General features: G+C 65.3%; 18 protein-coding genes. 6 read left to right on the top strand and 12 right to left on the bottom strand.

What is annotated here, in order from left to right; genetic code table 11:
* The first annotated feature begins 8 nt into the window (after window positions 1–8).
* Window positions 9–857 (top strand): helix-turn-helix transcriptional regulator, encoded by an 849-nt coding sequence (locus QQY66_RS38835; protein WP_301985066.1) that lies wholly within the window; start codon window positions 9–11, stop codon window positions 855–857.
* A gap of 581 nt (window positions 858–1,438) precedes the next feature.
* Entirely contained in the window at window positions 1,439–1,933 is a 495-nt protein-coding gene (locus QQY66_RS38840; protein WP_301985067.1) for a hypothetical protein, read from the top strand.
* A gap of 650 nt (window positions 1,934–2,583) precedes the next feature.
* Here the strand turns inward: QQY66_RS38840 and QQY66_RS38845 are convergent.
* The 7 genes from QQY66_RS38845 to QQY66_RS38875 form a co-directional block, all read right to left on the bottom strand.
* Complete coding sequence (locus tag QQY66_RS38845; RefSeq protein ID WP_301985068.1) at window positions 2,584–3,153, bottom strand: hypothetical protein; 570 nt, start codon at window positions 3,151–3,153, stop codon at window positions 2,584–2,586.
* A 1-nt stretch (window position 3,154) separates the two neighbouring features.
* Window positions 3,155–3,403: a hypothetical protein gene (locus QQY66_RS38850; protein ID WP_301985070.1), complete on the bottom strand. Its 249-nt coding sequence runs from the start codon at window positions 3,401–3,403 to the stop codon at window positions 3,155–3,157.
* 2 nt (window positions 3,404–3,405) lie between these two features.
* Window positions 3,406–4,410 (bottom strand): hypothetical protein, encoded by a 1,005-nt coding sequence (locus QQY66_RS38855; protein WP_301985071.1) that lies wholly within the window; start codon window positions 4,408–4,410, stop codon window positions 3,406–3,408.
* Window positions 4,411–4,417: 7 nt separating this feature from the next.
* Complete coding sequence (locus tag QQY66_RS38860; RefSeq protein ID WP_301985072.1) at window positions 4,418–4,774, bottom strand: hypothetical protein; 357 nt, start codon at window positions 4,772–4,774, stop codon at window positions 4,418–4,420.
* 475 nt (window positions 4,775–5,249) lie between these two features.
* Entirely contained in the window at window positions 5,250–6,320 is a 1,071-nt protein-coding gene (locus tag QQY66_RS38865) for an AAA family ATPase (RefSeq protein ID WP_301985073.1), read from the bottom strand.
* Between the two features lie 207 nt (window positions 6,321–6,527).
* Entirely contained in the window at window positions 6,528–6,797 is a 270-nt protein-coding gene (locus tag QQY66_RS38870; RefSeq protein WP_301985074.1) for a hypothetical protein, read from the bottom strand.
* An 83-nt stretch (window positions 6,798–6,880) separates the two neighbouring features.
* Window positions 6,881–7,072: an AlpA family transcriptional regulator gene (locus tag QQY66_RS38875; RefSeq protein ID WP_301985075.1), complete on the bottom strand. Its 192-nt coding sequence runs from the start codon at window positions 7,070–7,072 to the stop codon at window positions 6,881–6,883.
* An 86-nt stretch (window positions 7,073–7,158) separates the two neighbouring features.
* On the opposite strand from QQY66_RS38875, the gene QQY66_RS38880 reads away from it, so the two are divergent.
* Together QQY66_RS38880 and QQY66_RS38885 are read left to right on the top strand one after the other, a co-directional pair.
* Entirely contained in the window at window positions 7,159–7,686 is a 528-nt protein-coding gene (locus QQY66_RS38880) for a helix-turn-helix domain-containing protein (protein ID WP_301985076.1), read from the top strand.
* A complete protein-coding gene (locus QQY66_RS38885; RefSeq protein ID WP_301985077.1) occupies window positions 7,667–8,953 on the top strand; it encodes a site-specific integrase in 1,287 nt (428 codons plus the stop codon). Before QQY66_RS38880 ends, QQY66_RS38885 begins: the two co-directional genes overlap by 20 nt.
* Window positions 8,954–9,171: 218 nt before the next feature.
* Here the strand turns inward: QQY66_RS38885 and QQY66_RS38890 are convergent, their stop codons facing one another.
* Window positions 9,172–9,834 carry a response regulator transcription factor gene (locus QQY66_RS38890; RefSeq protein ID WP_155059374.1) on the bottom strand — a complete coding sequence of 221 codons (663 nt, stop codon included), beginning with the start codon at window positions 9,832–9,834 and terminating at the stop codon, window positions 9,172–9,174.
* A gap of 223 nt (window positions 9,835–10,057) precedes the next feature.
* On the bottom strand, window positions 10,058–10,681 hold the full coding sequence (locus QQY66_RS38895) for a DUF3000 domain-containing protein (RefSeq protein WP_301985078.1): 624 nt from the start codon (window positions 10,679–10,681) through the stop codon (window positions 10,058–10,060).
* Window positions 10,682–10,947: 266 nt separating this feature from the next.
* Here QQY66_RS38895 and hemE point away from each other — a divergent pair, with 266 nt between their 5' ends.
* On the top strand, window positions 10,948–12,015 hold the full coding sequence (hemE, locus tag QQY66_RS38900) for a uroporphyrinogen decarboxylase (protein ID WP_301985079.1): 1,068 nt from the start codon (window positions 10,948–10,950) through the stop codon (window positions 12,013–12,015).
* A gap of 1 nt (window position 12,016) precedes the next feature.
* Here hemE and QQY66_RS38905 read toward each other — a convergent pair whose 3' ends face one another.
* Window positions 12,017–12,841, bottom strand: a complete 825-nt coding sequence (locus tag QQY66_RS38905) for a rhomboid family intramembrane serine protease (RefSeq protein WP_301985080.1) — start codon at window positions 12,839–12,841, stop codon at window positions 12,017–12,019.
* Between the two features lie 119 nt (window positions 12,842–12,960).
* On the opposite strand from QQY66_RS38905, the gene QQY66_RS38910 reads away from it, so the two are divergent.
* The gene (locus QQY66_RS38910; protein ID WP_301985081.1) at window positions 12,961–13,272 is read left to right on the top strand and encodes a hypothetical protein; all 312 of its coding nucleotides are present in this window, start codon (window positions 12,961–12,963) and stop codon (window positions 13,270–13,272) included.
* 80 nt (window positions 13,273–13,352) lie between these two features.
* On the opposite strand, the gene QQY66_RS38915 is transcribed toward QQY66_RS38910, so the two are convergent.
* Window positions 13,353–14,750 (bottom strand): FAD-dependent oxidoreductase, encoded by a 1,398-nt coding sequence (locus tag QQY66_RS38915; RefSeq protein WP_301985082.1) that lies wholly within the window; start codon window positions 14,748–14,750, stop codon window positions 13,353–13,355.
* 41 nt (window positions 14,751–14,791) lie between these two features.
* Window positions 14,792–15,766 carry a DUF4349 domain-containing protein gene (locus QQY66_RS38920; protein ID WP_301985083.1) on the bottom strand — a complete coding sequence of 325 codons (975 nt, stop codon included), beginning with the start codon at window positions 15,764–15,766 and terminating at the stop codon, window positions 14,792–14,794.
* Window positions 15,767–15,895: the final 129 nt, after the last annotated feature.

Raw genomic sequence — 15,895 nt, forward strand, 5'->3', positions numbered from 1 at the left:
GCCAGTTCATGTCCACATCTCCGCTGTCCACCGCCCAAGCCGCCCGCGCGGCCATTGCTTCCCGCCTGGATGAGATCAGGAGGGATGCCGGGCTCACCGGACATGAGCTGGCGCAGCGTTGCGGCTGGCACAAGTCGAAGGCGTCCCGCATCGCACGTGCCAAGACCATCCCGTCCGATTCCGACATACGTGCATGGTGCCAGGCCTGCGGCGCCGAGGATCGGGCGCCGGACCTGATCGCCGCCTCCCGCACTGCCGAGTCCATGTACACACAATGGAGGCAGATCCACCGCGACGGCATGCGGCGCATCCACGAGAAGACCGTCCCGCTGTACGAGCGCACGCGCCATTTCCGCGTCTACGCCTCGAACCTGGTTCCCGGCATGCTCCAGAGCGCCGACTACGCGACAGGGCTCCTTCGGTCCATCACGGACTTCCAGGGCACACCCGACGACGTGGCCGACGCCGTACAGGCACGCCTGAACCGCTCCCGCGTCGTCTATGAGGGCGACCACCGCTTTGCCCTGCTGCTCGAAGAGACGGTGCTCTACCACCGGGTCTGCGACGACGCGGCGATGGCCGTGCAGCTCCGGTACCTGCTGGAGATCATGTCCCGGCCGAACGTGTCCCTCGGGATCATCCCGTTCACGGCCCGCCGCACCGTGTGGCCGCTGGAAGCCTTCTACGCCTTCGACGACGCACAGGTTGCGGTCGAGACACTGACGGCCGAGGTCAACATCACAACTCCCGGAGAGATCCGCACGTACCTCAAGGCGTTCGCTGAGCTGTCCCGAATCGCGATGCACGGCGCAGGTGCAAGAGCCGCTATCAACAAGGCAATTGACTCACTGGACTAAGGCCGAACATCCAGGGCCAGTGCGCTGGAAAGTACGGGGACGTGGGCGCCCGTCAGGAATGCGGCGTACCCCTCTGTGCGGTAAAACGGAAGGGGGCAGGCTCCAGCGGAGGCAACAATGACCCACTACGATCACATCACCGAAAGGATGGATCTATTCCGGGCTCGGGGGTCTGGTTTGACCGTCACTCCCTGGAGTGCTCAGGACCTTTGCGAACAAGATGAACCGCCTGCCGACGCCGACAAGATCATTGATACCTACGGACTCCTGTACCATTGGACCACAGAGAGCACACTCTCTCTCATAAAGAGGAACGGCCTGGGCCTACCAGACCATGGAACGTTTCTCACACCTTCCACGTATTCGGCATGCATAGCTCCATACAGGTTGGGGCTTCACACGCCACGCAACGTGTGCTTGGCCGTCAGCGTCCAAGGTGTAAAAGATATATGGGGACCGGGTGTCGCTCCACCAATGGTTTCGATCTGGAGGGGCGGCGGCCTTGAATTTTATTGCAGGGAGGTAATTCCCGTAGCGAATATCCGGGCAATCTATGAAGTCGACCCATGCGGAGACATGCAATGGATGAAGTTGGCGAGTTGAATGCGGTCTACGATGCAATAGAGTCGGTAGTGGAAACTGCTGGCTCGCTCGCAGTCGACGAGCATGGAATGAAGCTGGGTCCGCTCATGAAGACCTGGGACGCGGGTTCGCGAATCCTCAGCTGGCGCGATCTCAATACAAAGGACGCAAACATTCGAGCGGAAATAATCGCAATCATCGGCTCGTACGAGACGACACTTGCTCGCAGGATTTCCGAAAGTCCGGTGAAGGTCTCCTTCTACGCCCGAGCCCGGAGGATACGACCGCATGACGTAACGGAGCTTATCGATGTGTGGAGCGGGCACTTCGGGATGAATACATCCCCTGACCCCAAAGCACTTGGGAGTCACATCGCCGAGGCCGGAAAAAAGGCCGAAGAGTTGGCGGCGGCCCTGCGCCACAAGAAGGGGCGGAGCAAGGAGGTACTGTTTTCCAGCCGCGATGTCGGGGGCCTCTTCGACTCCAGCTATTAGGGCACGGTTGACCCAGTTAGCTCCCGACCTGCGCATATGCGCAATCGAAAGCGTGGAGAGAGTAGCGGAAGACGTCCGGTCCTCCTGGGCACTAGTTTATTACGTCGCGACCCCCGCCCCCCGGTATGGGTGGTACCTATGCCCGAGTACATCACTGAGGCACCACCTCACTCACACACAAAAAGATTGATTGATTTTCTTTTTGTTTCTTTCATTTATTTGTTTTGTTTGTTCTTTATTGTGTATTATGTGTGCATTGTATGTATATAGTATAGATATATGGGTAAGGTATGGGGGTAGGAGTGGGGGGTACCCCCTCTCCCCCTCTATGTATGGGTAGTAGTACACACATGTACGTAACCCATTTATTAAGTACTAGTAGGTACGGGGATGCAGTATCCGGTGGGTGCCAACCCTCACCATTCCCCCTTGCGCTGTTACACGAGTAGCCTCCCGTATGTTCGCCTTGTCACCCCACAAATCAGGGCGAATAGAAACAGAAATGATATGGTCCACTGTCCATGCCTTGGGGTGTCGGGAATGTGTGCGCCCCATTGATATTAAGGGGCCCAGGTAATTGCGGGCCTGGCCCCCGCATTAAATGATGACGGCCCGAAGTGAGGAGTTAGACACCTCGGGCCGCCACCGGTCTACTTGAATCCATCCGTGAACCCACGGTCTTTGTCACGGGCGCAAAGACGATCCTGGTCGCAGGCGCGGTGCACCTTGGCCGTCCTGCCCCTGGCCTTGCTGAGCAGGCTCTCCGCCTCGTCCAGCGCTTCGCGGGCCTGGCTTTCTGCGGTCCGCAGCTCGCCCAGGTCGGGGTGCTGCCGGAACGTCCAGCCGTCCGGCCCGTAACCCACGCTGCCGGGGTCGTTCTCGGCCTGCACGCGGGCTACGGTCGCGGATGTCCAGGCTTGAGATGCCTGCATGTAAGCCTCGGCGGCCTCTTCCTCGGCCCTGGTCGCCTCGGCGATCTGCGGGGCGTACCGGTCGACGACTGCCTGCTCGGCCTTGCCCAGCGGATCGGACTTCGGGGGAACGGAGAAAAGCTCGATCCTGCCGTCAGCCCGGCAATACCAGGCGATGGTCTGTCCGGCGAACCTGCCTTTGCCCTCGATGGCCCAACCGTCAGCTTCACAACCCTGGTGAGGGCACTGGGCGCTACCGTTGGCTTCGCCGGCTGCGGCAACTGCCTTGTTGCTCCGGGGAGTTCGCATCTCACATCACCCCCGCCGCATGCTCGACCGCAATCTGCTTGGCTCGTTCGACCACCGCGATAAGCCTTTCGGTTTCGTACATGTTGCGGCGAGTCATGACGCTATTGAGCAGCGCTACCGTGTTGGAGGGCAGCGGCTCTCCGCCCTGAGTGTCGCCACCATCGTTGATGTACAGCGCCCGGCGTAGCTCGGCCTGCTTCTCTTCAGTGGGCGACGGGCTTGAGTTGAGATCGTCGCGGTTTTCGCTCATTTTCAGTAACCCATCCTTTGTAGCCGTGACCGGCTCTCGTATAGCCGCACGTCTTCTTCCGATTCTTCGGGGTGACTAATGTGCCGTAGCTCGTGAGGAACGACATTCCAGCAATCATCTTCGGACAGGCCGGAGTTGAGTTCTATGACACTGGGTGCCGCCTTTGGGTGACACCTACCGAGCAACGGAACTTCTGACCAGAAATCCATAAATTCGTCCGCCCCATCTTCGGCCGAAAACCACTTGATGCGAATCTGATCCCGGTCTAGCCCCAACTCTGGAGCGTAGGTGCCGATGGCGGCATAGGCTGCGTCGCGGACCGTCTGCGGCACGATCCATGCTTTGTCGTATGAATATCCGACTCCCACCTCCTTCACGTAGTTGTGATAGAGGCGTTCCACCTCGGTACGCAGTGCTTCGTGGCGGCACTCCTCGTCCAAACGCTCGCGAATGGTAATCAATTCGTCGGTCTCCAGGTTCTTCCTGATCCGCAAAAGTTCACGTCGCTCGACATCGCTGATGTCTGACCGGCTCTTAATGCTTACGAGTTCGGTCCCGATCGAGGCGGCTTGCAGGACCGGGGATATCTCCCTGACTTTCACTGACGAGATGTACCTCGTAGGGCGGCCCTTGATGTCCTTTCCCATTCGGCTCTTGATTTCGTCCAGGCTCCAACTGAACTCGGCCAGGTCTCCGAGACCTTTCAGCACGGCGTGTGCGTCACGGCCTGCCACGGAGTCCATGAACAGTTCGCCGACTACCCTTGCTGTGTTGCCGACCACCTTGATGCTTCCGCGTCCGATGGGCATTGCGTTCGGTCCCCATGCCGAATGATTCCAGCCGCTGATGATTACAGGTCCTTCTTTGACGGCTCCCGGTTCCACAATGTCTCCATCGTGGTCACGGACCCCGAAGGTCACGAAGGTCGCCTCTATCCTCCCGCTTGCATCGGTTCCGGCCACCGCCTTGACGGTCACGCCGTTGGATGCTGTCTTACGCTCAATCATCACTACTTCACCTCCCCTTGCCTTGCCTTGCCTTCTTCAGAATGAACGCTTTATCGAACACATAGAACTTCTTGCCTACCGGCACGCCGCCCAGCTCTACCCGCCTCCGGTTTACCGTTCGCGGTGAGACGCCAAGAATTTCGGCGCACTCCTCCCCACAGATCAATTGTGACCCAATGTCCAGTACCGGACGGGATTTATGTCCCGTACCGGTCAGCTCGGCGAAAATCCGCAGCAGTTCTTCTCGCCGGGCGCCGTTTAGGAGCTTCTTCGCCTCCTTGCTCGGATCGGCGTGCAGGGCGATGTGGATCGCGTTGCTCAGCAGGTTCGCTTGTATGGACCCCACTGCGTACGTCGGCTGCATCACTACGACCACCGCCCCCAGCAGGAAAGCCCGAAGCGGCAAAGACGCGCCTGAGAGGCGATTGAGGACCGCTCGGGTACCTGATAGCTGGAAGGCATTCGAGAGGCCCTGAGATGCCGCCCAGGACCTTCTTGGGGGCATTTACGCATGGCGGCCACCACGCCGGAGCGGACATGAGTCGGAATGCCGACCAGAGAGCCCGAAATCGCTGCACCACAGGCAGTCAGCCAAGAGCGGCTCGTCCATGGGATCGGCGACGGACACCGCCTCGGCGGCCAGACCGGCTATTAGGTCGGACAGATCAATTTCGTCTTCCATCGTGATTCCTTTCTTAAGGGCTTGCCCTGGTCGTCCAGCGCGTACCCTCACCGACGGTCAGGCCGGTACGGCGGGTGACCGTGTGATGTGACGTGACCTCCCTATAGGGAGAGGTCACATCACGCACACGTGAGCGGTCACGTGTGACATTCGGTCATCACGCGGCTTGACCAGGGATTTCTTCGAGAGCGAACCATTGAGCGGCTTTCCCTACGCCTTCTGGGGGGATCTGGTCGGCCAGGTTCAGTTCCGCGAGGCGGTTCAGTCCTCGTGAACACGTCTCTCGGCGGAGCCCGTGGCCATGCTTTTCTGCGATCCGGTCAACCAGTTGCGCGACTGTCTCTGGTCGCCCTCCGGCCGCAATCATTGCTTCCAAGAGCTTCCGTTCAGACGGTGTCAGTTCAGCCGTTCCGTCTTCTGGTTCATTGGCAGCTTGCTCAATGGAGTACTGCATCGGGCTGCTGAGATCATCGGGGTCATCGGCGCGTACCCGGCGAATGAGCGTCATGGCGGGAACCGCTATTTCGTCGCCTTTGAACTGCCACTTCAGCCGCACCGTCGACTCCTTGGTATTCGGATCTGTACGCTCACCACCCTGTACGCCAACGCTGATCAGGAACCGCCCCCATTCGGCAGGGCCGACACCGCTGGATCGGTCGTGGCCGTCACCTTGACCAGTTTTGTTCCAGTGATGCGTGATCAGCAGCGATGCATCAAACTCCTGTGCAATGCGCTGCACTCGGTAGAGCATTGCCCCCATGGAGTTGAGGTCGCTGCTCTTTGCTTTGTCTCCCGCCGCCAAGTAGAGCGGATCGATGATGATGAGTGATGGTCGATACTGTTCAACTGCTTTCCGGACCTCATGCAGAATCTGCAAGTCGTTCAGTTGCGGTGCAGTGAAACACGGCACTATTGGAAGCCGGTCAGTATCGGCTTCCGCTATCCCCTTCGACTTCCCGACTGCGCGAGCCCGCCGCACCATCTTGCGTTTGCTTCCCTCGCCGAAGAAAACGATGACCGGACCGGATGCCTCACATTCGAACTGTCCGAGCCATGGAAGACCTGCGGCGCAGGAAATAGCGGCGTCGAGGATGGCCCACGTCTTACCGGCCTTGTACTCGGCACTCAGGATTCCGTAATCGCCTTCAACGACGATGCCTTTGAACAGCCATCGGGGCGGCCCTGCCGCATCCACCTCGGCCGCCACTTCAGCCAGTGAGTGGAACACGAGGCGCGCAGGGGGTGGTGCATGGTTGCCCGTGCACTCAGAGTCGTGTGCTGGGCATGCCATTCACAACCACCCCCGGCGCGGCGCGTTACAATATGCAGTACAAAGATCGATGTTGCTATCGGGCCCCCTGGTTGTTGCCGCCAGGGGGTTCGTGTTGTCTGACATAAGACACTTGGATTCCTTGTCTACGGGTCGTTGAGGTCTTCAGAGACTGGTCGCCACGTAATCGACCAGGCAGGCTGCCTCGGTGCAGGGTCCGCACACGCGGCGGTCCTTCGCGGACGGCACGGCCTCTTCGCGGAGCACCACGCACACACCGCACCACTTCGGCGGCACTCGCATGAGCAGCGCCGCCTGGAGCTGTTCGTAGCGTCGCGTCCATGAGTCGTCGTCGGGGTTCAGTTGCTCGGTGTCGCGCTCGAACTGGTCGAGCAGTCGGGCAAGTTCCTCGGATATCGCTTCCTGGGGTTTCACTTCTCATCTGTTCACTTCCTGCGGGGTCGTTGGTAAGTCGGCTTGTTGGGATCGATCCCTATGTCACGGCCTCGGCCCCCGCGTCAAGCGGCATCACCCCGCGACTGCTGGTCGAGCCACTTCTCTATGTCGGCCCACCTGTAGCGCCGGAAGCGGCCGACCTTGATCGGCGTCGGTCCGATACCCCGATATCGCCATTGCGCGAGGGTCGCCCTCGGGATGCCGAGATACTCGGCCAGTTCCTCTGGGGTGGCTAGTTTCTTCTCTCCGGGCATGATCACTCCTTCTTGGCTGATGACTGCCTAATTCGAAGTCTGCCACCACGGCTTGCCATGCGCCAGAATGGGCGTATTCTGCTTGCATGGCAGGAACGACGAGGCGTCACAGCGAAACCGGTCCAGTAGGCGACCAGGTGGCCGACAACGTGGCGGAGATCAGGCGCAGGCGCCGCATGACGACGAAGCAACTGGCCGAGGCGGTAGGCGAGATGGGCGTTCCCATGACCGCCTCGACGGTCACCAAGATCGAGACGCAGGGGCGCCGGGTCTTCGTCGACGAGTTGGTCGCCCTGGCCGCCGCGCTGGACGTGACCCCGGCCGCGCTGATGCTGCCCGGCAGGGACCCGCGACAGCCGGTCTGGATGGGCGAGCCGATGCCTTGGCGGCGTGCCTGGCGCTGGATGCACGGAGCGGCTCCGCTCCCGAGCCGTGAGGAGCTCTACGGGGAGGACTTCGGAGGGTTCCTCTCATGGCTGTCGATCAACCGCCCGTACATGACCGAGGTGGAGTTTCAGCGCGAGTACCTCGGCCCGGCGCGCCCCGCGACCTGGCAGGAATTCATGAGGGGGGCCGAAGAGGAGGGCGAGGAAGATGAAGGCCCAGGTAGTTGATCGCTGGCACCTCGCGCGGCCGGGCAATGATGCCCAGTCGTGCGGGCAGCACAGCACCAAGACGAAGAGGCTTGTGCCGTCCGCTGCGCACGGACACGGCAAGCGCTGGCAAGTTCGGTACCGCGACGCCAAGGGCGATCAGCGCAAGGAGAACTACGCGCGGGGGTCGGATGCCGACGCCCGCGCCGCCGCTGTCGAGACGGATCTGAACAGGGGCGATTTCATCGACCGCAAGGCCGGTAGGGAGACGTTCCGTGAGTATGCGGAGCGCTGGCGTATATCGGCCCATCATCGCCCCTCAACCGTGGCCAGCATCCGGCAGAGGCTGGAGACGCATGTCTACCCGACCTTCGAGGACATGCCGATAGCCGACATCCGCCCCTCGGAGATCAGGGCGTGGACCAAGGGGCGCTCGGAGGTGCTCGCCCCCGTGAGCCTGAAGAACACCTACGCGATCATCAAGGCAGTGATGCGTACGGCGGTGCTGGACGGAGTCATCCGCTCTTCACCCTGTGATGGCGTGAGGCTCCCGCCGAACCGGAAGCCCGAGATCGTACCGCCCAGCGATGCGGCGGTAAGGGCGCTCATCGATGCCGCGCCCACGATGAGGGAGCGGGCTCTCGTACTGCTGGCCGCCGCATCGGGACTTCGGCAAGGCGAGCTGTTCGGGCTTGAAGTGCACCACGTCGACTTCCTACGGCGCGAGGTGCGGGTGGAGCAGCAACTCTGCGACGTCACGGGTAAGGGCGCTGGTGGCGTCTTCCTTGGGCCGACGAAGACCCATGAGGCAACCCGGACGGTGCCGCTGGCCAAGGCTGCCGTGGATGCCGTCGCCGCGTACCTCGCTCAGGGCCCGGTGCCCGAAGTGGAGATCTGGGACCGCACGAATCCGCGCAAGCCGGTGAAGCGCAAAGCCCGGCTGCTGTTCCCGAACGCCTCTGGGCGGCCAATCCAGCGCTCGCCCTGGGCGCGGACATGGTCGGGCATCGAGAAGCGCGCGAACGTGGCTCTGGAGGTGGCTGGCAGCGGTGTGCGTGTGCCCGTAGGCACGACGTTGCATGACCTCCGCCACTACTACGCCAGTCTGCTGATCAAGCACCGCGAGTCGGTGAAGACCGTTCAGAAGCGCCTGGGGCACTCGAAGCCGAGCATCACGCTCGACACCTACACCCATCTGTGGTTGGACGATCAGGACACGACCAGGGCAGCCGTCGAGGCGGTCCTTGGTGATGTGCCCCCGATGTGCCCTGCAAGGGAGGCCGGATGACTGTATGTGCAGGTCAGGCGCCCACCGGGACAGATCAAGGGTATCTGTGTATGGACAGCGCCCGTCGACGGAACGTTCCGTCGACGGGCGCTTGAGGGTCGTAAACCAGTCAGGTCGGTGAAAGATCCGGTTCACGACGCATGGGGTTGGTGAGGCGGGACCAGCGGCCGATCCCTTTCATAAGTTCACGACTGTGAATACGGCGGCTCGGTTCGGGCTCAGTGGATGATTCCGGTGCGCAGGGCCACCGCGACCATGCCGGCGCGGTCGCCCGTGCCGAGCTTGCGGGCGATACGGGCGAGGTGGCTCTTGACGGTCAGGGCGGACAGGCCCATCGAGACGCCGATCGCCTTGTTCGACTGGCCCTCCGCCACCAGTCGCAGCACCTCGACCTCACGGCCGGACAGCTCTCGGTAGCCGCCCGGGTGGCTCGGGGCACCCGGGGGGCGGCGGTGCATACGGGCGGCGGCGGCGCCGATGGGGGCGGCGCCCGGTCGGGTGGGGAGCCCGACGGTGGTACGGGTGCCGGTGACGACGTAGCCCTTGACGCCACCGGCGAGGGCATTGCGTACGGCGCCGATGTCGTCGGCGGCGGAGAGGGCGAGGCCGTTGGGCCAGCCCGCGGCGCGGGTCTCCGACAGGAGGGTGAGGCCGGAGCCGTCGGGCAGGTGGACGTCGGCGACACAGATGTCGCGGGGGTTGCCGATGCGGGGACGAGCCTCCGCGATGGACGAGGCCTCGATGACGTCGCGCACACCGAGCGCCCACAAGTGGCGGGTGACGGTGGAGCGGACGCGGGGATCGGCCACGACCACCATGGCGGTCGGCTTGTTCGGGCGGTAGGCGACCAGGCTTGCGGGCTGCTCGAGGAGAACGGACACCAGGCCTCCTGGGTGCGGGGACGACTTCTAGGTCACAGTCGTCTTCGGCACCAAACCTCTGTTTCTTTAGAGAAAGATCACGATCTAGTGAGTAACAATCAGGGCAATTCGGACAGGCTGTCGATCGCTCGATGAGCGAATCGGTTCGTTCGAGGGCTCGTTCGTGACTGAAAGTGGCCGTATCGACAAAGCGAGAGGGTGGCGTCGGCCGTTGGGGTGGCCGTCAGCGTGACTGCGGCCCCCGTCGCTGCGGCAGCGTCACCACCGAAGCGTCGCCCGGACCGGCCGGCGGCAGACCCGCGACCTGGGCGAGCAGATCGCACCAGGACGCCAGGTGCGCCGCCGCGTCCGGGACGCCGCCCAGGCCCTCACGCGGCGTCCAGGAGGCGCGGATCTCGATCTGCGAGGCCGACGGGCGCTCGGCGAGGCCGCCGAAGTAGTGCGAGCTCGCGCGCGTGACGGTGCCGCTCGGCTCGCCGTACGTCAGTCCGCGCGCCTGCAGCGCACCGGTCAGCCAGGACCAGCACACCTCGGGCAGCAGCGGGTCGGCGGCGATCTCCTGTTCCAGTTCCGCGCGCACCAGCGTCACCAGCCGGAACGTGCCCCGCCAGGCGTCGTGTCCGGCCGGGTCGTGCAGCAGCACCAGGCGGCCGTCGGCCAGATCCTGGTCGCCGTCGACGACCGTGGCCTCCAGTGCGTGGGCGAAGGGGGCCAGGCGCTGGGGCGCGCGCGTCGGCTCGACCTCGACCTGCGGCCGCAGCCGTGCGGTGCGCAGCGCGTCGACGGCGGCGCGGAAGGGTGGCGGAGCGGTGGTGTCATGCCCAGCGCCCTCCTTCGCGTCGTCCATTCCGTCAGCGCCTTCCGACAGTTGTCCCTGAGCCGCAGCCATGCGGTGCAGATTAAGCGGAACGGGGGCTGGGTGCAGGGTAGACACCCTTGCCTGGGGTGGTTTGGTCGCCTACGGGGAGGGGTGGTCGCTGCTGTGGGGGCGGCTGCGGGCCGGTGAGGGCTGGGCGCGCCCACGCGGCGGAGCCGCATATCGACGCAGCCCCGCGCCCCTGGGTTGGCTGCCCTCGGACTGGGTTGTCAGTTGGGCGTGCGAGACTTTCCGTCGTGAGCGTCAATGACAGCCCTGCGGGCAAGCAGCCGACGGTGACGTATGACTCCGCCTTCATGAAGGCGTGCAGGCGGGAGAGCGTGCCGCATACGCCGGTGTGGTTCATGCGGCAGGCAGGGCGCGCACTGCCGGAGTACCGCAAGGTCCGCGAGGGCATTCCGATGCTCGAGTCCTGCACGCGGCCGGAGCTGGTCACCGAGATCACTCTTCAGCCGGTCCGTCGGTACGACGTGGACGCGGCGGTCTACTACAGCGACATCGTCGTCCCGCTCAAGGCCATCGGTCTCGACCTCGACATCAAGCCCGGCGTCGGCCCGGTCGTCGAGCAGCCGATCCGCACCCGCGCGGACCTGGCCCGGCTGCGTGACCTCACCCCCGAGGACGTCGGTTACGTCACCGAGGCCATCGGCCTGCTCACGCGCGAGCTCGGCCAGACCCCGCTCATCGGTTTCGCGGGCGCGCCTTTCACCCTCGCGAGCTACCTCGTCGAGGGCGGCCCGTCCCGGACGTACGAGAACGCCAAGGCGATGATGTACGGCGACCCCGAGCTGTGGGCCGACCTGCTCGACCGCCTCGCGGACATCACGGCCGCCTTCCTGAAGGTCCAGATCGAGGCGGGCGCCTCGGCGGTCCAGCTGTTCGACTCCTGGGTCGGCGCGCTCGCCCCCGCCGACTACCGGCGCTCGGTCATGCCCGCCTCGGCGAAGGTGTTCGAGGCGGTCGCGGAGTACGGCGTGCCGCGCATCCACTTCGGTGTCGGCACCGGCGAGCTGCTGAGACTGATGGGCGAGGCCGGCGCGGACGTCGTGGGCGTCGACTGGCGTGTCCCGCTGGACGAGGCCGCCCGCCGCGTCGGCCCCGGCAAGGCGCTCCAGGGTAACCTCGACCCGACCGTCCTGTTCGCCTCCACGGAAGCCGTCGAGACCAAGACCCGCGAGGTCCTCGACGCGGCGGCCGGCCTGGAGGGGCATGTCTTCAACCTCGGCCACGGCGTCATGCCGAACACCGACCCGGACGCGCTGACCCGCCTCGTGGAGTACGTCCACACCCACACCGCACGCTGACTCACCACGTGTGCCGGGGCCGTGCCCGCCTGCCGAACAGCAGGCCGCGCGGCTCCGGTGGCGGTGGGGTGCCCTGCTTGAGCGGCCAGGCGAGCAGCATGCCGGCGAGGAAGCCGACGATGTGCGCCGCGTACGCCACCGTGCCCGCGTCGGAGATGCCCTCGCCGGACGAGTACACGGCCTGGAGCACGAACCACAAGCCCAGCACCAGCCAGGCGGGCAGCCGCAACGGCAGGAAGATCAGGAAGGGCACGAGGACCCAGACGCGGGCCTTCGGATACAGCACCAGATAGGCGCCCAGCACCCCGGCGATGGCCCCGGACGCGCCGATCAGCGGTTCGCCGGAGTCGGCGTTGAGGAGCGCGAAGCCGTACGACGCCGCGTAGCCGCAGACGACGTAGAAGAGCGTGAACCGCACATGGCCCATGCGGTCCTCGATGTTGTTGCCGAAGATCAGCAGGAAGAGCATGTTGCCGAGCAGGTGCAGCCAGCTGCCGTGCAGGAACATCGCCGTGAGGACGCTCAGTTCCGGCGACTTGTCGTAGGACGGCGGGCCGACCACGCAGCCCGGTCCCTGCCGGCCGACGGCGATGTCACCGGTGGGCACCAGCTGGGGCATCTGGTGGTGGATCAACTCCCTTGGCACCGCCGCGTAGTGGTCGAGGAAGGCCTGGAGGTTGCAGAGCTGGGCCAGGCTGCTGTCCCCCGCCACGGAGCCGGCGATGCCCGGCATGGACAGGAAGACGACCACGTTCGTGGCGATCAGCGCGTACGTCACCCAAGGGGTGCGGCGCGCCGGGTTCACGTCATGGACGGGGATGACCACAAGGAAGTAGTGCCCCCGATGAGGGCGGCGAATCGGTGAACGTCGCCGGGGGAGCGTGCGTATGTCTCTTCAACCGCCCGCGGAATGGCGCTTCGCGGGGATGACGTGAGGAACAGGCGATGAACGACCGAGTGACTCCTCCGATTCAGGCCTTGCCCGACGGTGAGGCCCAAGTTTCCCTGGTACTGAATCTGCCCTGGGAGGACATTGCCCGGCTCGGCCAGGAGGCGGGGCGGCTGGCGGCGCAGATGCAGCGGCCGGTGACGTTGGATGAGGCCGTCAGCCATAGGTTGCGGTCCGCGCGGGCTGCTGCGCACGCTCGGCCGGCGGGGGAGCAGCCGGCGGCTGCGGCGTCGGTTTCGTCTTTGCCGGCGAGGCCTCCGGCGGAGCAGGCGCGTCAGGCTATTGATCGGATCAACGGGACTGGTTGATTTTCGGGGTGCGCCGTAGGGGTGTGGGTTGGTTGCGGGCTGTGGGTTCGTTGTGGCTTGTCGCGCAGTTCCCCGCGCCCCTAGGGATGCTGCTCTACTGCCTTTGATGCCTTTCTGGCCGCTACCAGTACCGGGTCCCAGACCGGGGAGAAGGGTGGGGCGTAGCCGAGGTCCAGGGCTGTCATTTGCTCGACCGTCATGCGTGCTGTGAGGGCTACCGCTGCGATGTCGACCCTCTTGCCCGCGCCCTCTCTGCCCACGATTTGGACGCCTAGGAGGCGGCCGGTGCGGCGTTCGGCGAGCATTTTCACCGTCATGGGGTTGGTGCCGGGGTAGTAGCCGGCGCGGCTGGTCGATTCGATGGTTACCGAGGTGAATTGGAGGCCCGCTCGGCGGGCGTCCTTTTCGCGGAGGCCGGTGCGGGCGATTTCCAGGTCGCAGACCTTGCTGACGGCTGTGCCTACGACGCCGGGAAACGTGGCGTAGCCGCCGCCGATGTTGGTGCCGATGATCTGGCCGTGTTTGTTGGCGTGGGTGCCCAGGGCGATGTGGCGTTGTCGGCCGGAGACCAGGTCGAGGACTTCGACGCAGTCGCCGCCGGACCAGATGTCGGCGTGGCCGCGTACGCGCATCGAGAGGTCGGTCAGCAGGCCTCCGTACGCGCCGAGGGGGAGGCCTGCCTGGGCGGCGAGGGTGGTCTCCGGGCGGACGCCGATGCCCAGGACGACCACGTCCGCCGGGTATTCGGCGGCCTCCGTGGCCACCGCGCGAACGTGGCCGTCCTCGCCGGTGAGGATCTTGGTGACCGCCGCGTCGTTGACCATGGTGATGCCGAGACCCTCCATGGCCTCGTGCACCAGGCGGCCCATGTCCGGGTCGAGGGTGGACATGGGCTCGCTGCCACGGTTGACGACCGTCACCTCGTAGCCGCGGTTGATGAGGGCCTCGGCCATCTCGACGCCGATGTAGCCCGCGCCGACGACCACGGCGTGTCGGCCACGCGTGCGTGCCAGCGTGTCGATGAGGGTCTGGCCGTCGTCGAGGGTCTGGACTCCGTGGACGCCGGGCGCGTCGGCGCCCGGCATGTCGGGGCGGATCGGGCGGGCGCCGGTGGCGATCACGAGTTTGTCGTACGACGTCCAGGACTCGGCGCCGGAATCGACGTCACGCGCGCGTACGCGCTGTCGGTCGACGTCGATCTCCGTGGCCTCGGTACGCAGGCGCAGGTCGATGCCGCGGGCGCGGTGCTCCTCGGGGGTGCGGGCGATCAGCTGGTCCCGGTCGGAGACGTCGCCGCCGACCCAGTAGGGGATGCCGCACGCCGAGTACGAGGTGAAGTGGCCGCGTTCGAAGGCCACGATCTCCAGCTCGTCCGGGCCTTTGAGGCGGCGGGCCTGTGACGCCGCGGACATTCCCGCGGCGTCGCCGCCGATCACGACCAGTCGTTCCCGTGCACTTCGTGCAGCGCTCATGCTCATGCGAACACGCTACGGGGGCCGGGCATTTCAAGCCCGTACCCTCAGTCCTCGTCTTCTGCGCGGGGGCGCTCCGGTGCCGGGTGCGCCGCCGGGATCGGGCCCAGCGCGCTCATCGCGGGCGCGGGGGCCGGGCGGCGGGGCAGCCGGGGGCGGATCAGGCGCAGCCAGAGCAGGACGAGCAGCGCCGCCGCCGCGGCGAACGGCAGCACCGCCGCGATCGCCACGCCGATCCAGCGCAGCACCGTCACGAACGCGTCCCAGCCGCCCGTGAGTGCGTCCACGAACCCTGGGTCGTCGTCCTCGGCGGCATCCTTCTTCACGGGCGTCTGCGAGAGGGAGAGCGTGATGGTGGCCAGCGTCGTGCGGTCCTTCAGGGACACCTGCTGGGCGAGGAGGGACTCCAGGTTGGCCTGGCGGGTGCTCAACTCGCCTTCCAGGGTGACCACATCGCTGAGCCTGGTCGCCTGGTCCATCAGCTCGCGGATCCGGGCGACGCTGGCGCGCTGCGACTTGATGCGGCTCTCCACGTCGACGACCTGCTCGGTGACGTCCTGCGCCTTCGCCGTGCGGTCGAGGAGCTTGCCCGCGCCCTCCAGATCGGTGAGGACCTCCTCGTACTGGTCGATGGGCACGCGCAGGATCACGCGGGTGCGCTCGTTGCCCTTCTCGTCGCGAGTGGTGGTCTCGTTGCCGACGTAGCCACCCGCGTTCTCGGCGGTCGTACGGGCCTCGTCCAGGGCCTTCGGGACGTCCTTGACCTGCACGGTCAGCGAGGCCGTACGGATGATGTGGCTCGCGGACAGGTTGGGCGGGGCGTCGGCCTTGGCGCCGCTCGCGTCGCTTTCGCCGCCCGCGGCGCCCTCCTGGCGCCCCTCCGGTGCCGCGGCGGCCGCGTCGCCGCCGCTGCCACGGTCGGAGCTGTCGTTCGCGCCGGTGCAGCCCGTCAGCGCCAGGGCGGCGGCCAGCAGGATCCCGGCCAGCGCCGGAACCGGTCGTACGGAACGTCGTGTGCGCATGTGCGGCTACCCCCGAGGGTCGGTGACGACTGACATGACTTCGACGCCGGGGCGGGCCGGGACGTTGGCCGGAAACGGTCCCGAAGAGGTCACGGTCGGGACTCGCGCCGGACACCCGGGGCGCTGTGT

Origin of the sequence: Streptomyces sp. DG2A-72, assembly GCF_030499575.1 — a bacterium.
Lineage (GTDB): Bacteria > Actinomycetota > Actinomycetes > Streptomycetales > Streptomycetaceae > Streptomyces.